This window comes from Flagellimonas marinaquae (genome assembly GCF_003992675.1).
GTDB lineage: Bacteria > Bacteroidota > Bacteroidia > Flavobacteriales > Flavobacteriaceae > Flagellimonas > Flagellimonas marinaquae.
Genome location: NZ_RZMZ01000005.1, coordinates 33,135 through 58,062, shown reverse-complemented (window position 1 = coordinate 58,062; position 24,928 = coordinate 33,135). Strand labels below are relative to the sequence as shown.

The window sequence follows — 24,928 nt, the reverse complement described above, 5'->3', positions numbered from 1 at the left end:
GCGCCCTGAAAAGCCTATGAGATGAGTTTGCAGAACGATTTGACCCAAAAAGTGATCGAGGCGGTGAAACAACTATATCAAGTTGAGCTGCCCACGGTGGAATTTCAACCGACCCGAAAGGATTTCGAAGGAGATATTACGGTTGTGGTATTCCCTATGTTACGGCACGTAAAGGGAAACCCAGTTCAAATTGGAACCAGTATAGGGGAGTATTTGGTCGAAAATGTGGATGAGGTGTCCAAATGCAATGTGGTGCAAGGCTTTTTGAATATTGTGATTGAGGATAGCTACTATCTTAATTTCTTTAATTCAATTTCCAACGAAACTGATTTTGGTTATGTAAAATCGCAATCTGATGACGCGGTGATGGTGGAATATTCTTCTCCCAATACCAACAAACCGTTGCACTTGGGGCATATTCGAAACAATCTGTTGGGGTATTCGGTGGCCGAAATATTGAAGGCTTCTGGTAAAAAGGTGTACAAAACCCAAATTATAAATGACCGAGGCATCCATATCTGCAAGAGCATGTTGGCCTGGCAGAAATTTGGCGATGGCGAAACCCCGGAATCTTCTGGATTGAAAGGAGACCACTTGGTGGGTAAATATTATGTGGCGTTTGATAAAGCGTACAAAGAGCAGATTGCTCAACTGGGTGAGGCTGGAACACCAAAAGAAAAAGCTGAAAAAGAGGCTCCAATATTGTTGGAGGCCCAAGAAATGCTGCGTAAGTGGGAAGCGGGCGATGATGAGGTGGTAGCACTTTGGAAAAAAATGAACGGTTGGGTGTATGATGGCTTTGACATTACCTACAAAAACCTAGGTGTTGATTTTGACACCTTGTACTATGAGAGCGATACCTATTTGTTGGGTCGTGATGTAGTGAAGGATGGTCTGGAACGAGGCGTTTTCTTTAAAAAAGAGGATGGCAGCGTTTGGATAGACCTTACCGATGAAGGATTGGACGAAAAAATCGTATTGCGTTCCGATGGTACCGCCGTGTACATGACCCAGGATATTGGCACGGCCATTCAGCGGGTAACTGATTTCCCGGACATCAACGGAATGGTGTACACCGTAGGGAACGAACAGGATTACCATTTTAAGGTCTTGTTCCTGATCCTTAAAAAACTGGGGTATTCGTGGGCGGAGCAATTGTACCATTTAAGTTATGGCATGGTAGACTTGCCCAGCGGAAAGATGAAGAGTAGGGAAGGTACCGTGGTGGATGCCGACGACCTGATTAAAAATATGGAGGATACCGCCGAATCCATTTCCCAAGAACTGGGCAAGTTGGACGGCTATTCCGAAGAAGAGAAAAAGGAATTGTACCGAACCATAGGTTTGGGTGCCCTTAAATACTACATTTTAAAAGTAGACCCGAAGAAACGCATCTTGTTCAATCCGGAAGAATCGGTGGATTTTCAAGGAAACACAGGGCCGTTTATCCAGTATACCTACGCCAGGATTCAATCTATTTTGCGCAAAGCAGAGGGTGTCAGGTCGAGCGCGGTCGAGACCACAATGGATTTGCACGAAAAGGAAAAAGAATTATTGAAACAGTTGCAATTGTTCCCAGAAACGGTTCAGTTGGCCGCGGAAAACTTTAGTCCTGCCTTGATTGCCAATTATACCTACGATTTGGTGAAAGAGTTCAACTCGTTTTACCAGCAGGTTTCCATTTTGGGCGAAACAGATGAGCAAAAGAAAACTTTCCGGGTTCAGCTCTCCAAAAAAGTAGGGGAGGTGATTCAATCCGCGTTCCGATTATTGGGGATTGACGTTCCCGAAAGAATGTAAAAAAAATGGCCATGTTTTGCATGGCCATTTCTTCTAAGTTTAAGTAAAATGATATCTGACTAAGCCTTTTCGTTAGCGATTACCGCTAAATTGTAAACTACAAGGCCAAATCCGATTTTGTTAATGGCATCACCGATGTTGTAAATAACGTCCATGGATAGCCCATTGAAGATTCCATCGTACCATCCAGGTGTACCTGCCATGTAGCCAATAGGATAGATGGCCCAACCTACCAATACGAACCAGCAAAGTGTTTTGTGGGCGGAAAGTACAGCGCCTCCGGCTTCTCTAGCCAGTTTGTTGGCACCTCCCAACCATATTTCGTAAACGATTACGAAATAGGCAATTCCGGAAATAAGACCCCAAATCTGTGCTTGGTCACGGTAAACGGTCTCTCCTAGGTAACCTGTAACCAGCATGATTACGGATAGTGCGATCAATTTCCACATCAATGCTTTTTTGGCACCAGCTACTTTCAGAATCAAGTAGAACTCAACGCACATTAGGGGAACTGTTAGAATCCAGTCCACATAACGGAAAAAAGTTGGCGATTCACCATTGGCTGCCCAATAATCACGCATATACCAATAGTGCACTGCAGCAATGAACGTAATCAATCCTGATACCAAAATGGAAGTTCTCCATTTACGATCAAAATTGTTCATTGACAAAAAGAAGAAGGCCGAAGCGGCCATCATGGCCATACACCCAACAAAGAAGGTGAAGCCAACGTAATCATTGGTAGCTATTTTTGCCACCATGGGTAACGATGTAATTAAACTTTCCATAATATGTAAATATTTTTGTTTAACTAAAAGTATAAAAAATTTAACAATATATTCATATTTTTGTATAACTTTTTTTATAAATATTTAAACAAATCGTATTGGATAGTATCAGAATAACAAGTTTTTTGATGGTGGCCACCTTTTTCGGGTTATGGCTATCGGTGTATTTGCCCTTGGAATTGGAGCTGCTCTTGTCCTTTTTGCTTATTGGCACATTTGGGATATTGCATGGCGCAAATGACATTGGGGTACTTACCACTTATTTTCAAAAGAGGGGTGCCAAAATCGCAAAAACGGGTATGACTTTGCTTTACATAGTAATGATAGCATCCATATGCATTGTTTTTTATTTTTTCCCAACGATTGCGTTGGTGCTATTTATCCTATTTAGCAGTTATCATTTTGGGGAACAGCATTGGAACGCTAGCTTAACGGGAAACCTAAAAGGTAAGCCCTTGTTCTACATACTTTACGGTGGTTTGATTTTATTTATGCTGTTCTATGCGCACCGCGTACAAGTGGTCCAGATAGTATCGGATATCACCGGACAGGATGTTCCAACTTGGGTAATTGGTCAATTATTTCTTGGAGTGGGCATAGTGACCAGCTTGTATTTCCTTTATTTCGCCTTTGCCGGACTTAACAGCTATACCATCTTATTGGAGTTGTTCCTATTGGGTGTTTTTTATGTTGTCTTCAATACGGCTTCGTTGTTGCTGGCCTTTTGCATCTATTTTGTGATTTGGCATAGTATTCCTTCTTTGTTAGATCAGATGAAGTTTCTTTATGGAGACGTAAGTTGGAAGTCGTTCTACCGCTATTTTAAAAGTAGTTTTGTTTACTGGTTGGCTTCCTTAGTGGGAACTTTCGTGTTGTATCTCTTGTTACGTAATGCTGAAGAGTTTATGGTTCCCGGTTTGATTTGTTTCTTGGCCTCGATTACGGTTCCCCATGTGTTGGTGATGACAAAAATCGAAGAATTTTTAAAAACTCACCCTGAAACTGATGTTGGGGGTAATGCCCAATGAGAAGTTTTCTATGGTTTCAATTTCATCTTCTTCATTTACTCGATAATACTTGTTTAGGGTATTTCTTCGGTCCGTAAAATTTAAGATGGATAAGCCCGCATTGGCTTTGATGTTCCTAGCAAGCTGAAAATGATAAATGGCTGATGCGTCCGCCCTAAAATAGTCGGGCAAACGGCTATTGTTCGGGGATTGGAAATTGATGCGGGGCGGTACAAAGTCATCATCCAAGCCTTCATCTCCCTCGACAGGTTCCGTAAAAGGTTTGCCGGTCCTGTAATTGAGTCCAATACTTAACTTCAAATCCTTGTAGGTATAAGTGCTGGCAAAGGTTATAGTGTGCCGAATGTCCAAGTTGTTGGGGAAAGTTGGAGGTGTTATGGAATCGAAAGTGTAATCGTTTTTATTGTAGGCATAGGTGAACCATGTACTGTAATTGTCCCCTTTTTTGTTGATGAGCAATTCAACTCCTTTCACATCATAACTGCCAATCTCTCCCGCAAATTGATTTGGATTTTGGAAACCTTGGGTGCTCGTGCTGATACCGTCCACATGCTTGTAAAACCCTTCAACACCGATATAAAGGTTGTTTTTTTCGTAATTGAAGCCAATAGAGCCTTGCTTACTGGTGGTAACGGGCAAAGAGCTGTCGTTGGAAAGTATCCATCGGCGTTTTTCAATTCCCAAAAAGTTTTGCTCCAAATCAATGATCTGGTTGGTGGTTTGGCTTTTGAATTCACCCAAAACCTCGGCCCTAAGATAGTTGGCCAGTTTAAAATTGAGGTTGAGTCTGGGTTCCACAATTACTTTTTGAAAGGTATTCAGGTTCTCGATAAAATTGACCCTAGCGCCGAGTCCGCCCATGAACTTGTTGCCCGGCGAACTATAGTTGAGCTCCGAATAAGGGGCGTGCGTTCGTATAACTCCTTTGATCTCGCTGTTAAAATTAGGTTGGTTGATTACCGTAGCATTGGTAATTCCCGTTTCGATATACTGGTAGCCATTGGTCCAGCTCCATCCATCAGTGATAAGATATCTGGTGTCCAATTTTAGCGCGTTTTCCGTAACCTCATTGTTCTGGAACAACAGCTGAACTTGATTGGCAAAAATGTTCTCCGCATCCAAATTATATTTGGAATAATAGATATTGAGGTGAGAAGAAAATCTTTCGGTCCAACTACTTGTCAATTGCCCACCCACCGAAATGTTATCCTGCTTCAACAGACTGATGTTCGTTTCGTTGAGGGACACATTGGTCTCCTCAAATTTTAGGTTGTTTTTGATGTGGATGGCACTGAGGCTTATCTTATGATCGGGATTCAGGTCGTAAATAATCTTCCCTGAAAAATCATAAAAGAAAAAATCTTCGTCACGTAGAAACTCATCCTCTACGGTGTTTTTGTTCTGCAAGGTGATTTCACTATCCTGAAAGGCCCTATTGATAAACTGCTTGTAAGTGGGAGTACTCAAAAAATCGGTAGCCGAGCGTCTTGCGGCGAACTGTACCCCCAACTTTTGGGTTACTGGGATTTCGGCATATACATCACCGCTAATCAAGTTGAAACCACCGCCACCTTTAAAGGTTTTGGGCACGGTATTGCCGGTTTCCATTTGGATAACACTGCTTACCCCATCCCCAAAAATGGCAGGGGTTCCGTTTTTGTAGACGGTCACTTTATCCGTTTGATATGGATTGAAGGCGGAAATCAACCCAAAAAAATGACCGGATTGGTACATTTTGATACCGTTCCACAGTACGAGGTTCTGGTCATTGGTCCCCCCGCGGACATTGATGTCGGAGACCGTCTCGTCAATACTTTTGATACCAGGCAATGCTTGAACAGTTTGAAGGATATCAGGCTCGATCAAGCCTGGTAGGATACCAAACTCAGCGGTGTTCAGTGAGATACTCGCATCACTCTCCTTTATGATTCCAGAGGTAAGATACTTGTACACAAATACCTCGTCCAACTCTTCGTAACGTGGTGCCAACAGGATTTTGGGACATCCGCCTTGGTGGATGAGTGCTTCAACACTGATATATTTGGTATCGTAGCCCAAGTATCGAATTCTTAGGGAAGCATCGCGGGATACGTTTTCCAAACGGAATGAGCCATCGGAATCGGTAATAATGGCGATATTGAAGCCCATCACCTCCACCGTGGCACCTATGACGGTATTTTCCGCAAAATTATCCAGTACCACACCACAAAGATTGACACGGTTATTCTTGGAAAGAGCGTAGTAACGATCATTCAATTTTTCGGGGACAATCCGAAATTTATCCTGGATATATTGGAGAATATCGCTTAGGGAGTTGAGGTTTTCGGGAATCTGGATGGCGTAGCCTTCCAGATCTTCGTTCAAGTAGGAGAATTTAATATTAAAACGATCCTCCAAGGTTTTGATGTACGAAATAAGGGAAACGGACGACTCTTGTTTTTCTTGGGACTGCATGCAAAAGCTGCCCATAAAAAACAGGAAAACCAATACGCGGCCTATATTTTTATTGAGGTGTGTTCCCAGCATAAAAAAGTACATTGTCTCCTTCTACCTTATAACGAGTTTGGGAGGGGGTACTTATACTTTTTAACGCCATATTTAGGTCGGTGTTGTTGAAAGATCCGGTAAATAGTAAATCGGTATTGATGTTTTCCGTGGTAACTTTTACATTGAACTGTCTTTCCAATTCAGCAAAGACAAATTTTAAAGGAATACTTTCAAAGGTACTTTCGTTGTTCATCCAAGAGGGTTGGGTTCCTTTGGGAGTTCCGGTAGTTTGTTTTCCATTGATGACCACATAGGAGTTACCAGCAGGCAACTTTATTTCTTTGCCCTTGTGGGTAACGCTTACCAAGCCTTCATAACAGGTCACCTCAAAGATTCCTTCCCTATTTTCTACGTTGAATTGGGTTCCCAATACGATTACGGTGCCTTGTTCTGTGGAAACCGTGAATTTTTTTCCTTTGGCCACCTTAAAAAAGGCCTCTCCGTCCAATTCGATGTTTCGTTGGTTGTCCCAATTCTTTTTGCTGTATGAAATACGGGAATCCGCATTTAAAAATAATTCGGAATTATCGGGAAGGATAACTTCGGAACGTTCGGCAAACCCAGTGGTAACCTTTTCGTTCAAGGAGTTGATATAAAAGTAGGAACCGGCAAGCAGTACAGCGATAACGGCAGCCACCCTCATGAATTTCTTGAAGGGATTCAACGAAATGACCTTAGGTGCCTTGGCCATGTGCTCTTCCTTGAAACGGAGCAAGGCTTGGTCCGCATCAAAATCGGGAGCCTGCAAACCGCTGGAAGCTTCCTTCAGTTTTTGAAAGGAAGCATATCCTTCGGAAGTTTCAAATTCCCGAAGCTCCTGCTCTGAGAGCTCTCCGCTCAACCATTTTGCTAAATAATTTTCTTGCATGGGTCTTATGCTTTACGTTATGATAACAACTACCTATTAAAATACCCTACCTTACCAGTTTAAAAATAATCACCTGCTAGATTCCATCTATATGTTCCCGCAAACTTTTAAGGGCCAAATGCATCCTTTTTTCAATAGCTTTTACGCTTACTCCTTCCATTTCAGCGATTTCCGCATATTTTTTTCCGTCTACCCGGTTGAGCAAAAAGGTGGTGCGCTGATTTTCGGGTAAAGCGTTGAGGGCATCGTCCAATTTTTTCTGGTATTCCTTTTCCTCCATTAAAAATTCGGGTGATTCGTTGGTTCGATCCCTAACAAGACTGTCCGCGTGTTTGAGCCGTACTTTTTCCGATTTGATTACGTTTAGGTACAGATTGTTGGCCACAGTGTAAACAAAGGATTTGGCTTTTTCAGGACTTACCTTGGCACAATTCTCCCATAACTTCACAAAGGCCTCTTGTACGGCGTCATGGGCCTTCTCTTCGTTTCCAAACTTATAGAATATATAATTAAAGACCGTTTTGGAATGGGCCTTAAACACTTCACTGAAAATATGGTCCTCGCAGACATTGCTCATAGCGGGAAAATTGTTTGTACGTCAAATATATTTGAAAAATTTAAGGAAAAAGTAGGGTTTTCTTTTTGATGGTTGTTTTAAGGTTGAATTATAACCCCAAAATTCATTCGTTATGAAAAAGTTGACAAACAACTTGTTGCGTACATTACTTGCAATCCTTGTTCTTGGTTTTATGGCCTGCCAAGAAGAATATGAAGAAGTAGGCGGAGGGACACAAAGCGAGACTATTTCCGCCAGCTCCACTACCGCCGATTTGATTCAGAAGACCTCTTCCAATGATGGTTCTTATGACAATATTGTGGATGGTGCCAGTTGCTTCGCTGTACAATTTCCATACACCGTAAATGTGAACGGAGTGGAAATAACCATCGATTCCAGGGAAGATTTGGATTTGATCGAAGAAATCTTTGATGAATTGGACGACGACGATGATATTCTTGATATCTTCTTTCCTATTACTATCACCCTTTCCGATTTTAGTGAAATCACTATAGAAAATCAAGATCAACTGGAGCAGTATGCCCGTGAGTGTCTTGAAGGAGGTGACGATGATGATATCGAATGTATTGATTTTGTATACCCCATTACACTCTTCACCTTTGGTGTGGACAATCAACAGTCAGGTCAAGTGAACATCGAGAGCGATCGCGACATGAAGCGATTCTTTGACGAACTGGATGATGATGACTTGATCAGTATCGAATTTCCAATTACCCTCATTAAGTTTGACGGCACCCAAGTGGTGATCGAAAACAATGCGGCCTTGGCCGCAGCCCTTGAAATGGCCAAGAACCAGTGCGACGAAGATGATGACGATGCTTATAACGACGACGACAATGATTATAACGACGACGACTTTACTAAATCTGAGTTGGACGAACTTCTACTGGAATGCCCATTGCAGGTAAGGCAGGTCATCCGAAACAGTGTGGACAATACAGAACAGTATGTTGAGCGTCTGTTGACTTTCTCTGCAGATGGTACAGTTTACTTTACCACCTTTACCACCGATGAGATCATGGGTACATGGAGCACCAGTACTACCGAAAATGGTGTGATGCTGAGCCTTGACTTTGAAGATTTCCCAGATTTTACTATCGATGCCATCGTGTATGAATTGGATGATGATAAAATCAAACTTTACAAGGACGATGGAAACAAAATCATATTGAAAGAGAGGTGTGATTTGGAAGATTCCAATCCAATAGACAGTGAGACTTTTACAGCTCTGCTCAACGAATGTAAGTGGATTATTAAGGAAGTGGAAAACCAAGGCGAGGAAATAGAAAGACTCTTGGGCTACGAATTTGAATTTGCCGCTGGCGGTACTGTTACCTTGAGCAATGGCGTAAATACCAAACAAGGTACATGGGAAACCGGTTTGAACAGTCAGTTGCAACTTTCCTTAATGATAACCATTGGTGACGAACCCGGAGTTAGCTTTGAATGGCCCATTCGCAAAATGCTTCAGTCACGATTGGAGTTTGAAATCGACGATACCGACCACGAAATGGTGCTGCTGAAAGAGTGTGATGACAGCACTGATGATGGTGATGTGGTAGAAATAAGAGGAATCGCTTTGGACGGACCATGGAATGTGGCCCTTTACAAGGAAGGAAGCACGGATATGACGGCTTCTTTCGCTGGAATGGACTTTAATTTTGGCGAAATGCACCAAGTTGAGGTCTCCATCAATGCAGATCCTCAGGCCACAGGTCTTTGGAGAGTGCTGCGGGATTCCGAAGAAGGACTAAAGTTCTTTATCAACTTTGATACTATGGATGTCCTGTCCGAATTGACAGATGACTGGAAAGTAGTTTCCATAACTTCCACCCGAATCGAGCTAACGGATGAAAGCGATGATGGAACTAATGATACCCTGGTATTCGAAAAACCATAAACCCGATACCAAACGAGAACACTAAATTTTTTACAATTTCAATAACTATATATGAAAACCTCAATTTTAAAACTGACAACGGTTCTATTGTTCATGATTTTTGTGAGCTGTGAAAACAACAACGATGATGATGTCCTTGATAACATATCGGCAGCCCAGGTCACTGAACTTACAGGAATAGCCGCAAGTGGGTCATGGACCATTACCTATTATTTCGATGATAAGGATGAGACGGACCATTTTAATGGCTATGCTTTTACCTTTAATACCGATGGCACCCTAGTGGCCACTAATGGTACAACTGATATCAATGGTACGTGGTCCATTTCGGACTCCGACGATGATGGGGATGATGACAGTCCAGATGATAGTGATGTGGATTTCAATATTGCTTTTAGTGCCCCAGCCGATTTTGCCGATTTGACGGACGATTGGGATATTGTAAAATACTCCGCTGTCAGAATCGAATTGATTGATGAAAGTGGAGGAAACGGTGGAACCGATAAATTGGTTTTCGAAAAGAATTAAATATTTTTCCCCAATCTTTTTTCAAAAGAAGGACGGCTCTCCCCAAAGCCGTCCTTTTTCTATTGGATTATTCTTAAATTTGTCCCTCTTTAAAACAAAGAACTTATGTTCGATAATTTAAGCGAAAAGTTAGATAAGGCATTACACGTCCTCAAAGGTCACGGGCAAATTACTGAAATCAATGTGGCAGAGACCCTTAAGGAAGTGCGACGAGCCTTGTTGGATGCCGATGTCAATTTTAAGATAGCCAAGGAATTTACCAATACGGTCAAAGAGAAGGCGCTGGGCCAAAATGTATTGTCCTCCCTTCAACCGGGCCAGCTTATGGTCAAGTTGGTAAAGGATGAGCTTACTGAACTTATGGGGGGCGAAGCCGAAGGAATAGACCTTTCAGGCAACCCATCCATAATCTTGATGTCCGGTTTGCAGGGTTCAGGTAAAACCACTTTTTCCGGTAAACTTGCCAACTACCTGAAGAACAAGAAAACAAAAAAGCCGCTTTTGGTAGCCTGTGATGTGTACCGTCCCGCTGCGATAGATCAGTTGCATGTGGTTGGGGAGCAGATAGGAGTGGAGGTCTACTCCGATCGCGACAATAACGACCCCGTGGCTATTGCCAAGGCAGGTATTGCACATGCCAAAAGCAACGGTTGTAACGTGGTGATCATCGATACCGCAGGTCGGTTGGCTGTGGATCAACAGATGATGACCGAGATATCCAATATCCATAAGGCCATACAACCACAGGAAACCCTCTTCGTGGTGGATTCCATGACAGGTCAGGATGCCGTAAATACAGCAAAGGCCTTCAACGATATCTTGAATTTCGATGGGGTCATCCTCACCAAATTGGACGGTGATACCCGTGGTGGAGCCGCTATTTCCATTAAATCTGTGGTAGACAAGCCCATCAAGTTTATCGGTACGGGCGAAAAAATGGAAGCCATCGATGTGTTCTACCCTTCACGTATGGCCGACCGTATCCTCGGAATGGGAGATGTGGTTTCCTTGGTGGAGCGTGCACAAGAACAGTTCGATGAGGAACAGGCGCGTAAGATTCAGAAAAAGATTGCCAAAAATAAGTTCGGTTTTGATGATTTCCTGAGTCAAATTCAGCAGATCAAAAAAATGGGGAACATGAAAGATTTGATGGGCATGATTCCCGGAGCGGGAAAAGCCCTGAAAGGATTGGATATCGATGATGATGCCTTTAAGCATATCGAGGCGATCATCCATTCCATGACCCCCGAAGAACGTTCCACCCCGGCCATGCTTAATGCCAGTCGCAAAAAACGGATAGCCGCAGGTAGCGGAACCTCCATTCAAGAAGTAAACCAATTGCTCAAACAGTTCAACCAAATGAGCAAAATGATGAAGATGATGCAAGGCGGAGGCGGCAAAAAGATGATGCAGATGATGCAGAACATGAGATAACCCTTTTCAGCAAAAAAAACCAACACAGCAACCCATGGAAATCCTCGACGGAAAAAAAATATCGAACCAAATCAAAGAAGAAATCACCGTTGAGGTGGCCCAAATGAAGGAGCGGGGCGAAAAAGTGCCCCATTTGGCCGCAGTGCTGGTGGGTAACGATGGTGCAAGCCTCACTTATGTGGGCAGCAAGGTGCGTTCCTGTAAAAAAATAGGTTTTGAGTCCACGCTGATCCATCTTCCAGAAGAAACCACAGAAGAAGATTTGCTAAAGCAAGTGAACCAATTGAACAATGACCCTGCAATCGATGGGTATATTATCCAATTGCCCCTGCCCAAACATATTGATGAAGAAAAAGTGTTGATGGCCGTAGACCCTAATAAGGATGTGGATGGATTTCACCCAACGAATTTCGGAAAAATGGCCTTGGATATGGAAACCTTCATTTCGGCAACTCCGTTCGGAATCATGGAGTTGTTGAAGCGCTATAAGGTGGATACCGAAGGTAAGCATACCGTAGTTATCGGGAGAAGCCATATTGTGGGACGGCCCATTAGTATTTTGATGAGCCAAAAAGGAAACCCAGGGAATTCAACGGTGACACTTGCCCATAGCAGGACCAAAAACCTTAAGGAGTTGACACTTCAGGCTGATATTGTTATCTCTGCCCTAGGAGTTCCCAAGTTTTTAAAAGCGGATATGGTCAAGCAGGGGGTAACCATCATTGACGTTGGAATTACCCGTGTGCCGGATGATACCAAAGAAAAAGGATACTACATCACTGGTGACGTGGATTACGAAGAAGTGAGCAAAAAGGCTTCCCACATCACTCCCGTACCCGGCGGAGTAGGCCCTATGACCATTGCCATGTTGCTTAAGAACACCTTGCTCGCACGAGAGCGTCACTCATAAGGTGTTAGTTAACATTTTCCTGTTCAACTTCAGTTTTTAAAGGCTTTGCTTGTTGCTCCTCTTCGGGATTGATGTATTCGAATTCGGTGTCACCTTCGTCATTGGTGCAGCTCGATACGGCCATGGCCGAAAAAATAAGGGTGACCAAAAGTAAAATTGTCTTCATACGGATAAGATTTGGGTTCGACTTAATGATCTAATCGATACACTTATAACGAATTAGCATTAAAATTCTTGTTTTTGTCATCAAAATATCGATAACTTACTTCGTGCTTAATATCGAGTTATGGCCCAAACCACAAGAAATAAGGTAGCATGGATTGTTTTTATCTGCCTGGCCATTGGGATTGGCCTGTATCCATTGGTGTACCTCTTTGCCTCCGACGATTTTGGTCTGTTGCTGAACAAATCGGATGAAATAAGGGCAAGTTCACTTTGGAAAGTAGCTTTTTATGGGCATATCAGTTTGGGTGGAATCGCCCTGTTGGTGGGTTGGTCACAATTCATTAAAAAGTTACGCTCCAGACGGCTGCAGCTTCATCGAAACCTAGGAAAGGTCTATGTGGTTACAGCTATCCTGAGTGGTTTATGTGGACTCTATTTAGGGTTTTATGCCACAGGTGGTTGGGTATCTTCAATTGGTTTTAGTAGCCTTGCCCTGATTTGGCTCTTTACCACAACCCGTGCCTACATCGCTATCAAAAACAAGGACTTGGCGCTGCACCAAGGTATGATGGTCTACAGCTACGCAGCCTGCTTTGCAGCCGTAACGCTCCGCATTTGGTTGCCCATTCTGATTGTGGTTTTCGGAGAGTTTCTCGTGGCCTATAAGATTGTTGCGTGGCTATGTTGGGTGCCCAATATGATTTTTGCCTTTTTCTGGGTCCGAAGAAAAGGGTTGAACTTGGCCTAGATTATTTCGCAAATAACTGTCCCATATCCTTGAATGCCTTAAACTCCAGTGCGTTTCCCGCAGGATCTAAAAAGAACATAGTGGCCTGTTCGCCGGGCTCCCCTTTGAACCGAATGTAGGGCTCAATCACAAAATCGATGCCCTTGGCTATCAAGTCTTTCGAAAAGGATTGGAAAGTATCCCAAGGCAACACCACGCCATAGTGAGGTACGGGTACATTTTTACCATCAACCGGGTTGGTATGGGTCTCTTCCTCAGATTTAGGTTTGTAATGGATAACAAATTGATGGCCAAAAAAGTTAAAGTCTACCCATTGTTCCGCACTTCTGCCTTCCTCACACCCGAGGACATCTCTGTAAAAAGTTCGACATTCTTGAAGATTATGAACTGGAACGGCAACATGAAAGGGGGTTATTTTTTGCATGGTTTATTTTTTCTGAAAATTAGAATAAGTTTATCAAGCTTCCAAAAATGATACAATTTGATCATTCACATCGTCTTGATGCATGGAATGGCCGAGGCCTTCGGTGCTCACCAAATGGCTTTCTTCCCAGTTTTTGTTAACTGCAACTGATGCGTGGTAGGGTGTAATGTTATCATATCTGTCATGGAACAACAGCCCTTTTTTACTGAGAGAACGTGCAAATTGAGAAGTGGAAAACTCATCGATTTTAAAACCAAAACGTTGTTGCACATAAGAGTCTAAATGTTTCATCACTCGATTATTGAACTTCAATAAATCTTGAAAATGGGCCATGATTTCATGGAATTCCGAAGGAGAACCAATAGTGACCAGTTTTTCAACTTGGTCGCTCGGGTTCTTGTATTGGTTGTACACAATGGTCATCCCGCCCACAGAGTGTCCGATGAGATGTTTTGGGTTGTATTTTTTAACCATATGGTTCACGGCTTCCTCATATAAGGGAACGTAGAGGTGCTTTCCTGAAGAATACCCGTGCGATGGGGCATCGAACGCAAGAATATTAAAATCGGCTTCCCTTAGTTTTTTGATCAGATTGCGCCACCTGTAGGTGTTGCTTTCCCAACCATGGACCAATAAAACCGTTTCTTTGTTCCCCGGCCAGTGATACGATTGGATTCTGTGCCCAGCTACTTCCTCAAGGGAGAGTTTGTGGGCATCCAAATATGCTGCCTGTTCTGGTGTGACCCTTCCCTTTCTAACCTTGCAAAATACATGGAATGCGGTTTCCGCAGCTTTTTGTGGAGCAACTAGCGCGTAGGCATTAAAATATTGCCCATAAACCAAGGGGATTGCTTTGTTCAACAGTTTTTTCATCGAAAATAATTTGGGGCTACTCCCAACCCAGCATCAAATATTTGATTTTGGCATCATCTGGAATCTGAACCGCTTCAATAGAGGCAGTTGAAAATCGTAAACTTTCGGGAAGCTCCTCTTTGTCGATGGTAAAGTAAAGGTTGCTTCCCTTTGGGAAAACCACAACGCTGTTCAAAGTGGTTACGATTTTTTTGATTTCGTAGGAATCCTGAATATCCTTGAACGTGCTTTTCAGTCCGATACCTTTTTCGGAAGTGTAGCGCGGATCCATGATCCTAACATTTTGGACGGTAGGAATACTGTCGGAATTTGCGGTAAGCGTCAACAAATGTTTACCACCTTTTTCAAAAATATCAACCTTTTTAGGTGAAGCGCCCAGATTGATTTGGGCGGCATCTCCCACAACGGAGTCTTGTACAAAAATGGTTTCCAGTTCACTTACTTTGGAGGTGTTGGTCAAGGGACCAACACTGGTTTCGGTAATGAGGAACGTAGTATCCTTTTGGCAGGATTGCATTGCTGCCATAACACAGATGAGGGCAAAGGCCCAATTTCTCTTTTTCATATAACTAGCTATCGAATCACTTTTTTGAGTACGCCCAGAACACCTCGTATGAATGTGGCGCTGGTCAAGACTTTGACAACAGGGTTCATTCGGGTGCTTCTTCTGCTTGTTGAGCTTCGGGTCGTCGTTTTTATTTCTTTTTCTTTCTCGGCCTCTTTTTCGGCCCTTTCAATTTTTTCGGTCAGGATTTCATAAGCACTTTCGCGGTCGATTTCCTCGTTGTATTTTTTGATGAGCTTTGAATTGTCCAAAACCTCCTCGATTTCCCCATCGGTCAAAATATCCATACGGCTCATCGGCGCCCGCATCATCGTGGCTGCCAATGGGGTAGGTCTACCTTTTTCGTCCAAGGCAGAAACCAGTGCTTCCCCGGTTCCCAACGATGTCAGCACCTCGGCCGTATCGTAAAATTCCGTAATGGGATAGTTCTGGGCCGTAAGTTTTATCGCTTTTCGGTCTTTAGCCGTAAAGGCCCTAAGCGCATGTTGTATTTTAAGTCCCAACTGAGCCAGTACATCGTCCGGCACATCAGTGGGGTTTTGGGTCACAAAGTAAAGCCCGATTCCTTTGGAACGAATCAATTTGACGATGCTTTCAATCTGATCGAGCAGCGCTTTGCTCGCATTGTCAAAAATCAAATGGGCCTCATCGATGAACAATACCAACTCGGGACGTTCACTATCGCCCTGCTCCGGAAAGGTGGAGTAGATCTCTGCCAATAGACTCAGCATAAAAGTGGAAAATAGTTTGGGTCGGTCTTGTATGTCCGTCAAACGGATAATATTGATATACCCACGACCATTATCATCGATACGCACCAAATCGTCCACATCGAAGGACTTTTCCCCAAAAAAGAGGTCGGCGCCCTGCTGCTCCAATTCTATGATTTTCCTTAAAATAGTTCCTGTGGAGCTTGTAGAAATGCGTCCATATGCTTTTTGGAACTCCTCCTTACCTTCTCCCGTAGCGTATTGCAGCACCTTTTTGAAATCCTTGAGGTCCAGAAGCGGCAGTTTGTTATCGTCACAGTATTTGAAGACCACCGCAACAATACCTTCTTGTGTAACGCTCAAATCCAGAATTCGGGAAAGCAGAACGGGTCCAAATTCGGAGACTGTGGCCCGTAGACGAACACCATTTTGTTCCGAGAGCGATAAAATTTCAACGGGAAACCCCTTAGCCTCAAAGGGGAGTCCGATTTTCGCATGGCGTTCATCGATTTTCGGGTGTCCGGGACTTGGTTTGGCTATACCGCTGAGGTCACCCTTAAGGTCCATCAACAGTACGGGTATACCCTTGTCCGATAAGTTTTCGGCCAGCACCTGCAAGGTCTTGGTCTTCCCGGTACCCGTTGCCCCGGCAATAAGTCCGTGCCGGTTCATGGTTTTGAGGGGAATCTTGATAAATGCGTTGGTCATGGTTTCCCCATCGAGCATTCCAGCACCCACGGTAATGTAATCACCTTTGGTGGCATATCCTTGTTCGATATGTTCGATGAACTGTTCTTTGTTGCCCATGCTGTTCAATTTCCGATAAAAATAGGGTAATTTTAAGCAAAACTAAAAATGGGAATATGAAACCTTTTCGATATGTTATTTTGATTTTTTTGTGGGTAGCCTATATGGTACCTGCGAATGCTCAGGAAAAGACAGAATTGATTTTTCACCAATCGCATGAGCCCAAGAAGCAAAACGCTCCCTTTAGCGATGTGGTACAGGCGGGAAACCTCTATTTTTTGGCAGGGCAGATAGGCATGGACCACAGTACGCGAACCTTGGTGAGCGGCGGGATTCAGGCGGAGACTCAACAAGCTATTCAAAATATTTCGGAGGTTTTGGCCCAGCACGGTATGACTTTGGACAATGTGGTAAAATGCACGGTAATCTTGGCGAATATTGAGGATTTTGCAGCTTTTAATGAAATCTACACCCAATATTTTACCCAAAAACCGGCCCGGACTACTTTTGCAGCAAAGGACCTAGCCGCCAATGGTCAAATTGAAATTGATGTGATTGCCGTAAAATAGGCAGTTAATCGATATATCGAGGATATTGTGGCAAAGGGCTTTAAAAATTGGGTCTGATCCATAGATGTGAGTATCTTCATGGATTCAGAAATTAAAGCATGCCAGAACGCTATTTGTTAAAACATTTCTGTGCGGAAACAGTAAGAAGACTTTCTCTTTTCATCTGTTTCTTTTGTTGTATCCCATATTTCATTTATTCCCAGACCAATGTGGCCCCGGAGGTAAACGCGACCGGAGACCAAATATATTGCCCCCTCACTTCGATTCCCGTTGCTACAACATTTACGATTACAGACCCCGACGATACGGAAATAGACGCATTTTATATCCAAATATCAACGGGTTACGAAAGGGGATTGGATACCTTGCGTTTGGAAAACACCCACCCCAATGTTGCGGTAAGTTGGAATAGCCAAGAAGGAAAGCTAACGCTCACTGGGTCTTCAGGAGGTGCAGTCGCCTACACCGATTTAATTGCGGCGGTAAACGACGTTGTGTTCGAGAGCAGCTCCACATCGCCAACAGAAGAAAAATTCTTTTCATTCACGATAGGTAGCGCCAACTTTTTACCCGAAACGGGGCATTATTATGAGTACATAGAAGCCTTTGGTATACGATGGGACGATGCCAGGGCAGCGGCAGAGAATAGGAGCTTTTTTGGACTACAGGGGTATTTGGCCACCATAACTTCCGATGCCGAAGCCCAACTTACAGGTGAACAGGCTTCGGGAACAGGTTGGATTGGTGGCACGGACAGTGTGATTGAAGGGGTTTGGAGGTGGGCCACTGGTCCCGAGGCGGGAACTGTTTTTTGGAATGGTGCCCAAAATGGCTCCTCACCTAATTTTGCATTTTGGAACACCAATGAACCTAACAATCTGAACGATGAGGACTATGCGCATATTACCGCACCTGGAGTCGGCATAACCGGTTCGTGGAACGATTTGTCCATAACCGGTGATCCCACAGGCGATTACCAACCTAAGGGATATATTGTAGAGTATGGTGGAATGCCGGGAGATCCTATCTTAACACTTTCGGCAAGTACTAAAATAACCACTCCAAAAATTCTCACTACCAATCCAGCAGTTATTTGTGGCGCTGGAACCATAACGCTGAGCGCGGAATCCACTTTGGGCGAGGTGGTTTGGTTTGATGAACCAACAGGTGGCATCCCTGTGGCCACGGGCAATGTTTTCACTACCGACATTACAACCAGCACTACTTTTTATGCGATAGCTTCGTACAATGGATGCCTGAACGGTGAACGAATTCCCGTTGAAGCCCAAGTGCAAATAAAGCCGCAGGTGAACAGTGATTTCACGGTGGCCAATTGTAGTTCGGGCCAAGAGGTCTTATTTAATTTATCACAATACAACGACTTGATAATAGCTGACTCCAATAGTTACACCATAACATATCATCTCTCGGAAAATGATGCAGAAAACAATACCAACCCTTTGGATGACCAAATGTTTAGCATTTCCACCGCTGATGAGGTGTTTTTTCGAGTGGAGGGCACAGGCGATTTCTGTCATTCCGTCGGAAGGATATTTTTGGAGGAAAGCACCACCTCTTTGCCTGCGAATTACGTATTTGAACAACAAGAATGTGATGAAGGAGAAATTGATGGTATCACTTCCTTTGACTTACAAGAGGCTGTCAATGCCATTCTTTCGGAGTTGCCCATGAATCAAAATATGTCCGTCTCGTTTTATGTCAGTGAGGATGACGCTTACCTAAGCCGGAACGCCATTTCACAAATTGACAATTATACCAATGTAACACCTTTTGAGGAAACGCTGTTTGTTAGGGTAGAGGACAATACTTCGGGGACTTGCTTTGGCGTAGGTCCAAACGTATGGCTCAGTGTGAATCCCATTCCGTCCTTTGCTGTAGAAGAAGACTATATCTACTGTACAGAAGGGAGTGTTTTGGTGGAGCCGTTCGCTACCAATGGGGATTATGCCTATAAGTGGTTCAATGAAGAAGGTCAGCTTATTGGAACAGCGACAAGGATACGTATTTCACAACAAGGAATTTACAGTGTTATCGCCACCTCGGAATCAGGTTGTGTTGCAGAGCGGCAATCTTTTCAGGTGACCGAATCTGGCCCTCCAACGTTGTTGCCTCAATTTATTCAGGTTGAGGATGATGGCGAAACGGGAACAATCACCGTGAATCATCAGGATGGGCAATTAGGTCTTGGGGCGTATGTATTTGCGTTGGATGACCCTAACAATGTACAGGAGGAAGGTGTTTTTACCAATGTAGCTCCTGGTCTCCATACCTTATATGCTCTAGATTTGAACGGTTGTGGCTTTGATGAAATTCGTATCGGAGTTATTGGAGTTTCAAAATTTATAACCCCAAATAATGATGGCATCAATGATACCGTTAAGATTTTAGGGGTCACTACCGAATTTTATGAGCAAGGGGTTTTTAATGTTTTCGATCGCTATGGTCGATTGCTCGCCCAAACAGACCCTTTGGTGGATGGTTGGGACGGCTTTTTTAATGGCCGACCAATGCCTCCATCCGATTATTGGTATGCATTGGAACTTCGTGATGTAAATGGCAAAGTGCATCTGAAAAAGGGTCACTTTACGTTAAAGCAATAATTGATAAGTTTCTCGAACATACAATTTCTTCGTAGTATCTTTGCGCCATGGTTGAACATAACGTGATGGATTTGGTTGAAAAGGGCCTGATGTTGCCTTTGATGGAAGAGTTTTATACCATTCAAGGTGAGGGCTACCACAAGGGAGCAGCTGCTTATTTTATAAGGGTAGGAGGCTGTGATGTTGGGTGCCATTGGTGCGATGTAAAGGAAAGTTGGAATGCTGAAACCCATCCCCCAACACCTATTGATAGTATTGTGGCCAATGCCGAAAAGTACTCCAACACCATAGTGATTACCGGTGGGGAACCGCTCACCTGGGACATGGGGCCACTGACCGAAGGCTTAAAGGCCAAAAACATGAACATCCATATCGAAACGTCTGGAGCTTACCCGTTGACAGGGGTTTGGGATTGGATATGCCTATCCCCAAAAAAGAATAAGTTGCCCGTTGGCGATATCCACAAAAAAGCCCATGAGCTTAAGGTAATCGTTTACAACAAGCATGACTTTATTTTCGCTGAAGAACAGGCTGCGCAAGTGGGCAAGGATTGTATTCTGTATTTGCAGCCCGAATGGAGCGTGCGGGACAAGATAATGCCGCTTATCGTGGACTATGTGATGAAACATCCAAAGTGGAAGGTTTCGTTACAGACCCATAAATATTTGAATATCCCTTAAAGTTCAAAATTAACGTCCGCCGTATTTCTGAAGATCCAAAATGCATTCGGCATCCAAGCCGGGAATGGTAGCCAACCCTTTGGAAGCGTTGCTTTCCATTTGCTTTAATAAAGAAGAACCAAATTCCAGTTCGGAACGCATCAAACAGCCATCAACATTGCAATGATTATTGCCTTCTTCCACGCCATCATCATTAATGGTGGTCTCTTCGTGGTCGTTGACCGATTGTGTAGAAAGGTTCACCAAGCCGAACAAATGTCCAAACTCATGTATCAAAGTCGCCGTTTCCACATCTTCGGTGCTGACAGCTGTGCTGCTATTGGCAATCTCTTGGATCGTGGACTCATAAATGACCATTGAGGTGTTTCGGTACACCGCACCAAGGGTCACTAGGCTGTTTTCTTGGTCATCGGTTTCGGCAGGTGCATCGGCAAAATAAATGTGCACGGTAATGGTAGATCCGCTGTTATATTCATCCCTATTCTCCCTTTCCAGTTCCACTACTTCGTCGAGGTTCAGGCTTGCTTCGTTGGGCGAGGATACAGCAGTGTACTTGAACTCAATATCTTCCTTAAAGGTGTGATGCCTTAAAAATTCTTCAAAATTGGCTATGGCCTCTGCTGTTGGGGCGAACCCGGTTACATAATCAATTTCGATCAAAAGTTTATCGTAAACGTCGTTGGAAAGTAAGTCCCTGGCCGAAGCACCGGTGGCCAACAGGTTTCCCGCCCTAAGGTTGGCGTTGGAATCCGTAGCCGTTGGGGTAGAATCCTTGGAGCAACCCATAAGTAACCCAAGGCCAAACAAAGTGTATAGCGCAATTTTTTTCATAGCAATCAATATAAACAAAAAACGTTCCTTGTCGGAATCTATTATGTCTTTAAGGTTAGCTTTGCCAAATAGTCGAAATGCTCGCCAGAAATTACAAGCTCGCAATCCAAACCATTTGACTCGCAGGCGTTTTGCAAGGTATCAAAATCTACGTAAACCCAATCAAAAGGTTCGCTTTTTTGCGCCTTATATTCCATTTCGAACTGCACTTCACCGTAATAGGTTCCGTTATTGGGAATCCAATAACCGCCATCCTCATCTTGTTCAAACATGTAAATAATATCGCTGGAATCCAACAATATTTGTCCCTTTGGCCGCAATAATGAAGCCAAATACTGAAAAAAACCACTCAAATTTTTAAGTTGCCCCGCCAATCCTATCCCGTTCATCAACAACAATAGGGTATCATATTTTTCTTCGGAATAATCCAAAATAGGACTGCATACCGTTGATTTCACCCCACGTTCTCGGCAGACTTCGATGCACCCTTCGGAACTGTCCAGGGCAGTTACGTCCAATCCTTTCTTTTGAAGGTAAAGTGCATGACTACCAGCCCCAGCACCTATATCCAGCACTTTTCCGCGTGCCAATTGCAAGGCCTTTTGCTCAATTTTGGGCATTTCAGCAAATGTTCGGAACAAATAGGGTATAGGAATCACATCTTCTTCATCCAAAGATGAATACGTTTTGATATCCTCTATATACTGACCCTTTTGATAATCTTGTAGGGCCTTTCCAAAAACGTCTGCCATGGTTTAGGAATCTTTTTGCAAAGGTGTGACTTTAATTGGATAGAAAGGTTTAAAATGGATAAGTTTGTGTATTATGGACGAACTACTCCGGGAATTGCCCCAAAAAGCAAGGGAAAAGCATTCCGAGAACAAAAAATTCTTTACGAAGTTAAAAAAGCGCCCTCCCAAGGACCTGGACTATACCATGCAACAGCTGCACGATGCCGAATTTGAGCGAACGGACTGCCTTAACTGTGCCAATTGTTGCAAGACCACAGGCCCCTTGTTCACCAATGCGGACATAGAACGGATTGCCAAGCATTTTAGGATGAAGCCATCCCGATTTATCGAGGACTTTTTACGAGTCGATGAGGAGAATGACTACGTGCTTCAGTCTGTGCCCTGTACATTTTTGGGAGAGGATAACTACTGTTCCATTTACGATGTACGCCCAAAGGCCTGCAGAGAGTTTCCACATACAGATAGAAAAAAGTTCCAACAAATATCCAATCTCACCTTAAAAAATGTGGCGATTTGCCCAGCTGCCTTTAACATTGTAGAGGAAATGAAAAAGGCGATAAAAATTTGACGATTTATTATATTTGATAGCATGGAGCAGCTTATTTCATATTTCGAAACCATTCCCTCGTGGCACCGTAGTTTGATACTGGTTGGAGGGATAACTTTTTTCTGGATTTTGGAAGGGATTGTACCCTTGTTCAATGTGCCCTACAAAAAATGGAGGCATTCCGTTCCCAACTTTTTTTTCACAATGACCACGATCATCGTGAACTTTCCGTTGGCGTTCTTGCTGCTCAAGTCATCCGATTGGGCGATTGCCAACGATTTCGGCATCATCAATTGGTTGCCCGAAATGCCGTTGTGGCTCTATGTCGTACTTGGGGTTATGCTTTTGGATTTGATAGGGGCTTACACGGCACATTGGGTGGAACATAAGGTAAAACCGCTTTGGATGGTCCATTTGGTGCATCATTCCGACCATAATGTAGATACGACAACAGCCAACCGCCACCATCCTCTGGAAAGTTTGATTCGTTATTTCTTTACCTTGGTAGGGGTTATCGCGGTTGGTGCGCCTATTGGCATCATCATGTTGTACCAGAGCCTTTCGGTGGTGTTTTCACAATTCAACCATGCTAATATCCGTTTGCCAAGAAAGGTGGATACCGCGCTAAGCTGGATTATCGTGAGCCCGGATATGCACAAAGTGCACCATCATTACCAATTGCCCTATACCGATTCCAATTATGGGAACATATTCTCTATTTGGGACCGATTGTTCGGCACGTATATGTCCATGGACCCCAATAATATCGTTTATGGTGTCGATACGTTTCCTGATGAAAAAGAGAACAGTAGCATCAAAGGGCTGCTAAAACAACCTTTTCATAAATATAGGAGGCCTACAACGGAGGGATAAGGTGTCTTGAAACAAGTAGACAGTAAGCAGTTGACCATTAACAAATAACCAAATCGTCCAAAAGTCAAAGACAAGACACAAGAACAAAGACATCAAAAGACAGCAAACAATCAGCAGTTGCCAATTGTCAGTTCGAGCGCAGTCGAGAACCTTTTGCCATTGACCCTTGGCCTATCAACCAAGAACAAATAACGCAACAACCCGAACTATTCAAAGATTCAATCATAAATCAAATACTTCGCCCTAATTCTTCTAAAATCTTCCAAATCCGCTTGCCAAGTGGCCTTGATTTCATCGTTCGTCATCCCATTCTCAATCTGTTGTTGAAGCAGGGGAGTGCCTGCATGTTTGGTAAATCCGTCGGTTAAAAAGAATTTGGATTTGTCCAAGGTATTCTTGTAGGCGTCGATGATCCATTCCATGGAAACTTCGCTCATTCGTGGCAAATGGGACAAATCACGGCCATAACATGTTTTTCCTTCTTCCTTCGGGTATTTGGACCCAAAGTTGGGTTCCGGAACATAGCTAAAATCATACTTGGTGCTATCCATAAATGAAGCCCCATAACGTTGGAACTGGAATTCGGTACCGCGACCGGCATTTACATTAGTGCCCTCGAACAATCCCAAACTGGGATATAGGTTGATGGAGATATCGTTGGGCAAATTGGGGGAAGGCCGGATAGGAAGATGGTATTCCGATTCGTGCGTGTAGTTCTCCAACTCAATTACAGTTAAGTCAGCTTTGTTGCCATTCTCCAACCATCCTTCGCCGTTGAGCATTTGTGCGTATTCGCCCATGGTCATCCCATATACCAACGGAATGGGGTTCATGCCCAAATAGCTGGTGTGCTCTTTTAGCATGGTGGGGCCGTCCACATAATGTCCGTTTGGGTTGGGTCGATCCAAAACGATTATCGGTTTGTTGTTTTCAGCGCAGGCCTCCATCACCAATTGCAAGGTGGCAATGTAGGTGTAAAAGCGAACCCCTACATCCTGAATATCAAAAACAATAATGTCCAAATCGCTCATCTGCTCCCCTGAAGGTTTTCGGTTTTTGCCGTAAAGCGAAATAATGGGCAGACCTGTTTGGGTATCCATCCCATCCTTTACATGTTCCCCGGCATCGGCCGTACCTCGAAATCCATGTTCTGGAGCAAAGACTTTCCGCACCTCAATCATAGAGGAGAGCAAGGAGTCCACCAAATGGGTATATCCGCTTTTGTGGAAGACAACCGAAGTCGGGTTGGCCACAACACCCACTTTTTTTCCTTGCAGCAGCGGGAGGTAAGCTTTAGTCCGATTGGCCGCGACTATTATAGGTGCTGGGGCATTGGTTATCACCGCCGAAGTGGCATCGGTATCTTTTTGTTGTCCCTTGCAGGCGGAAAACACCAAAAACAACAATAAAACTGTACTTTTGATCTTAGATAAAATGGGCATT

General features: G+C 43.7%; 24 protein-coding genes. 12 read left to right on the top strand and 12 right to left on the bottom strand.

Going from position 1 to position 24,928, the window contains the following annotated elements:
- The first annotated feature begins 21 nt into the window (after positions 1-21).
- Positions 22-1,800: an arginine--tRNA ligase gene (argS, locus tag EO130_RS03030; RefSeq protein ID WP_127140057.1), complete on the top strand. Its 1,779-nt coding sequence runs from the start codon at positions 22-24 to the stop codon at positions 1,798-1,800.
- Between the two features lie 59 nt (positions 1,801-1,859).
- Here the strand turns inward: argS and EO130_RS03025 are convergent, their stop codons facing one another.
- Entirely contained in the window at positions 1,860-2,588 is a 729-nt protein-coding gene (locus EO130_RS03025) for a bacteriorhodopsin-like (RefSeq protein WP_127140056.1), read from the bottom strand.
- Positions 2,589-2,686: 98 nt separating this feature from the next.
- Here EO130_RS03025 and EO130_RS03020 point away from each other — a divergent pair, with 98 nt between their 5' ends.
- Entirely contained in the window at positions 2,687-3,616 is a 930-nt protein-coding gene (locus EO130_RS03020; RefSeq protein ID WP_127140055.1) for a Brp/Blh family beta-carotene 15,15'-dioxygenase, read from the top strand.
- Here EO130_RS03020 and EO130_RS03015 read toward each other — a convergent pair.
- The 3 genes from EO130_RS03015 to EO130_RS03005 all read right to left on the bottom strand — a co-directional run bounded on the left by EO130_RS03015 (position 3,572) and on the right by EO130_RS03005 (position 7,608).
- Positions 3,572-6,142 (bottom strand): TonB-dependent receptor, encoded by a 2,571-nt coding sequence (locus EO130_RS03015; protein WP_127140054.1) that lies wholly within the window; start codon positions 6,140-6,142, stop codon positions 3,572-3,574. The two genes, EO130_RS03020 and EO130_RS03015, sit on opposite strands and share 45 nt — an antisense overlap.
- Entirely contained in the window at positions 6,120-7,031 is a 912-nt protein-coding gene (locus tag EO130_RS03010; protein WP_127140053.1) for a FecR family protein, read from the bottom strand. The genes EO130_RS03015 and EO130_RS03010 overlap by 23 nt, the downstream gene beginning before the upstream one ends.
- 76 nt (positions 7,032-7,107) lie before the next feature.
- On the bottom strand, positions 7,108-7,608 hold the full coding sequence (locus tag EO130_RS03005; RefSeq protein ID WP_127140052.1) for an RNA polymerase sigma factor: 501 nt from the start codon (positions 7,606-7,608) through the stop codon (positions 7,108-7,110).
- Positions 7,609-7,720: 112 nt separating this feature from the next.
- Between EO130_RS03005 and EO130_RS03000 the strand changes: the two genes are divergently transcribed.
- The 4 genes from EO130_RS03000 (at position 7,721) to folD (ending at position 12,380) form a co-directional block, all read left to right on the top strand.
- Positions 7,721-9,508, top strand: a complete 1,788-nt coding sequence (locus EO130_RS03000; protein ID WP_127140051.1) for a hypothetical protein — start codon at positions 7,721-7,723, stop codon at positions 9,506-9,508.
- 51 nt (positions 9,509-9,559) lie between these two features.
- Positions 9,560-10,036, top strand: a complete 477-nt coding sequence (locus EO130_RS02995) for a hypothetical protein (protein ID WP_241244288.1) — start codon at positions 9,560-9,562, stop codon at positions 10,034-10,036.
- A 105-nt stretch (positions 10,037-10,141) separates the two neighbouring features.
- A complete protein-coding gene (gene ffh / locus EO130_RS02990; protein WP_127140050.1) occupies positions 10,142-11,470 on the top strand; it encodes a signal recognition particle protein in 1,329 nt (442 codons plus the stop codon).
- 34 nt (positions 11,471-11,504) lie between these two features.
- Entirely contained in the window at positions 11,505-12,380 is an 876-nt protein-coding gene (gene folD / locus EO130_RS02985) for a bifunctional methylenetetrahydrofolate dehydrogenase/methenyltetrahydrofolate cyclohydrolase FolD (protein ID WP_127140049.1), read from the top strand.
- Between the two features lie 4 nt (positions 12,381-12,384).
- On the opposite strand, the gene EO130_RS15375 is transcribed toward folD, so the two are convergent.
- The gene (locus EO130_RS15375; RefSeq protein ID WP_164732863.1) at positions 12,385-12,546 is read right to left on the bottom strand and encodes a hypothetical protein; all 162 of its coding nucleotides are present in this window, start codon (positions 12,544-12,546) and stop codon (positions 12,385-12,387) included.
- Between the two features lie 120 nt (positions 12,547-12,666).
- On the opposite strand from EO130_RS15375, the gene EO130_RS02980 reads away from it, so the two are divergent.
- Positions 12,667-13,293, top strand: a complete 627-nt coding sequence (locus tag EO130_RS02980) for a DUF2306 domain-containing protein (RefSeq protein ID WP_127140048.1) — start codon at positions 12,667-12,669, stop codon at positions 13,291-13,293.
- A gap of 1 nt (position 13,294) precedes the next feature.
- Here EO130_RS02980 and EO130_RS15520 read toward each other — a convergent pair whose 3' ends face one another.
- Genes EO130_RS15520 through EO130_RS02960 form a run of 4 tightly spaced genes read right to left on the bottom strand, consistent with a single transcriptional unit; the run spans position 13,295 to position 16,672 of the window.
- Positions 13,295-13,717 carry a VOC family protein gene (locus EO130_RS15520; RefSeq protein WP_206513116.1) on the bottom strand — a complete coding sequence of 141 codons (423 nt, stop codon included), beginning with the start codon at positions 13,715-13,717 and terminating at the stop codon, positions 13,295-13,297.
- Between the two features lie 33 nt (positions 13,718-13,750).
- The gene (locus EO130_RS02970) at positions 13,751-14,590 is read right to left on the bottom strand and encodes an alpha/beta hydrolase (RefSeq protein ID WP_127140047.1); all 840 of its coding nucleotides are present in this window, start codon (positions 14,588-14,590) and stop codon (positions 13,751-13,753) included.
- A 16-nt stretch (positions 14,591-14,606) separates the two neighbouring features.
- Entirely contained in the window at positions 14,607-15,155 is a 549-nt protein-coding gene (locus tag EO130_RS02965; protein ID WP_127140046.1) for a hypothetical protein, read from the bottom strand.
- A gap of 8 nt (positions 15,156-15,163) precedes the next feature.
- Entirely contained in the window at positions 15,164-16,672 is a 1,509-nt protein-coding gene (locus EO130_RS02960) for a helicase HerA-like domain-containing protein (protein WP_127140045.1), read from the bottom strand.
- A 56-nt stretch (positions 16,673-16,728) separates the two neighbouring features.
- Between EO130_RS02960 and EO130_RS02955 the strand changes: the two genes are divergently transcribed.
- From EO130_RS02955 to EO130_RS02945, 3 genes are all read left to right on the top strand, one after another.
- Positions 16,729-17,181: a RidA family protein gene (locus tag EO130_RS02955; protein WP_127140044.1), complete on the top strand. Its 453-nt coding sequence runs from the start codon at positions 16,729-16,731 to the stop codon at positions 17,179-17,181.
- Between the two features lie 98 nt (positions 17,182-17,279).
- Complete coding sequence (locus tag EO130_RS02950) at positions 17,280-19,802, top strand: T9SS type B sorting domain-containing protein (RefSeq protein WP_127140043.1); 2,523 nt, start codon at positions 17,280-17,282, stop codon at positions 19,800-19,802.
- A gap of 65 nt (positions 19,803-19,867) precedes the next feature.
- Entirely contained in the window at positions 19,868-20,482 is a 615-nt protein-coding gene (locus EO130_RS02945; protein WP_417935505.1) for a 7-carboxy-7-deazaguanine synthase QueE, read from the top strand.
- Positions 20,483-20,491: 9 nt separating this feature from the next.
- Here EO130_RS02945 and EO130_RS02940 read toward each other — a convergent pair whose 3' ends face one another.
- Together EO130_RS02940 and EO130_RS02935 are read right to left on the bottom strand one after the other, a co-directional pair.
- Positions 20,492-21,313: an SH3 domain-containing protein gene (locus EO130_RS02940; RefSeq protein WP_127140041.1), complete on the bottom strand. Its 822-nt coding sequence runs from the start codon at positions 21,311-21,313 to the stop codon at positions 20,492-20,494.
- Positions 21,314-21,354: 41 nt separating this feature from the next.
- Positions 21,355-22,065: a class I SAM-dependent methyltransferase gene (locus EO130_RS02935; RefSeq protein ID WP_127140040.1), complete on the bottom strand. Its 711-nt coding sequence runs from the start codon at positions 22,063-22,065 to the stop codon at positions 21,355-21,357.
- Positions 22,066-22,138: 73 nt separating this feature from the next.
- Between EO130_RS02935 and EO130_RS02930 the strand changes: the two genes are divergently transcribed.
- Together EO130_RS02930 and EO130_RS02925 are read left to right on the top strand one after the other, a co-directional pair.
- Positions 22,139-22,633 carry a YkgJ family cysteine cluster protein gene (locus EO130_RS02930; RefSeq protein ID WP_127140039.1) on the top strand — a complete coding sequence of 165 codons (495 nt, stop codon included), beginning with the start codon at positions 22,139-22,141 and terminating at the stop codon, positions 22,631-22,633.
- A gap of 21 nt (positions 22,634-22,654) precedes the next feature.
- Complete coding sequence (locus tag EO130_RS02925; protein ID WP_127140038.1) at positions 22,655-23,485, top strand: sterol desaturase family protein; 831 nt, start codon at positions 22,655-22,657, stop codon at positions 23,483-23,485.
- A 218-nt stretch (positions 23,486-23,703) separates the two neighbouring features.
- Here EO130_RS02925 and EO130_RS02920 read toward each other — a convergent pair whose 3' ends face one another.
- Positions 23,704-24,927, bottom strand: a complete 1,224-nt coding sequence (locus tag EO130_RS02920; RefSeq protein WP_127140037.1) for an exo-beta-N-acetylmuramidase NamZ family protein — start codon at positions 24,925-24,927, stop codon at positions 23,704-23,706.
- Position 24,928 lies beyond the last annotated feature (1 nt).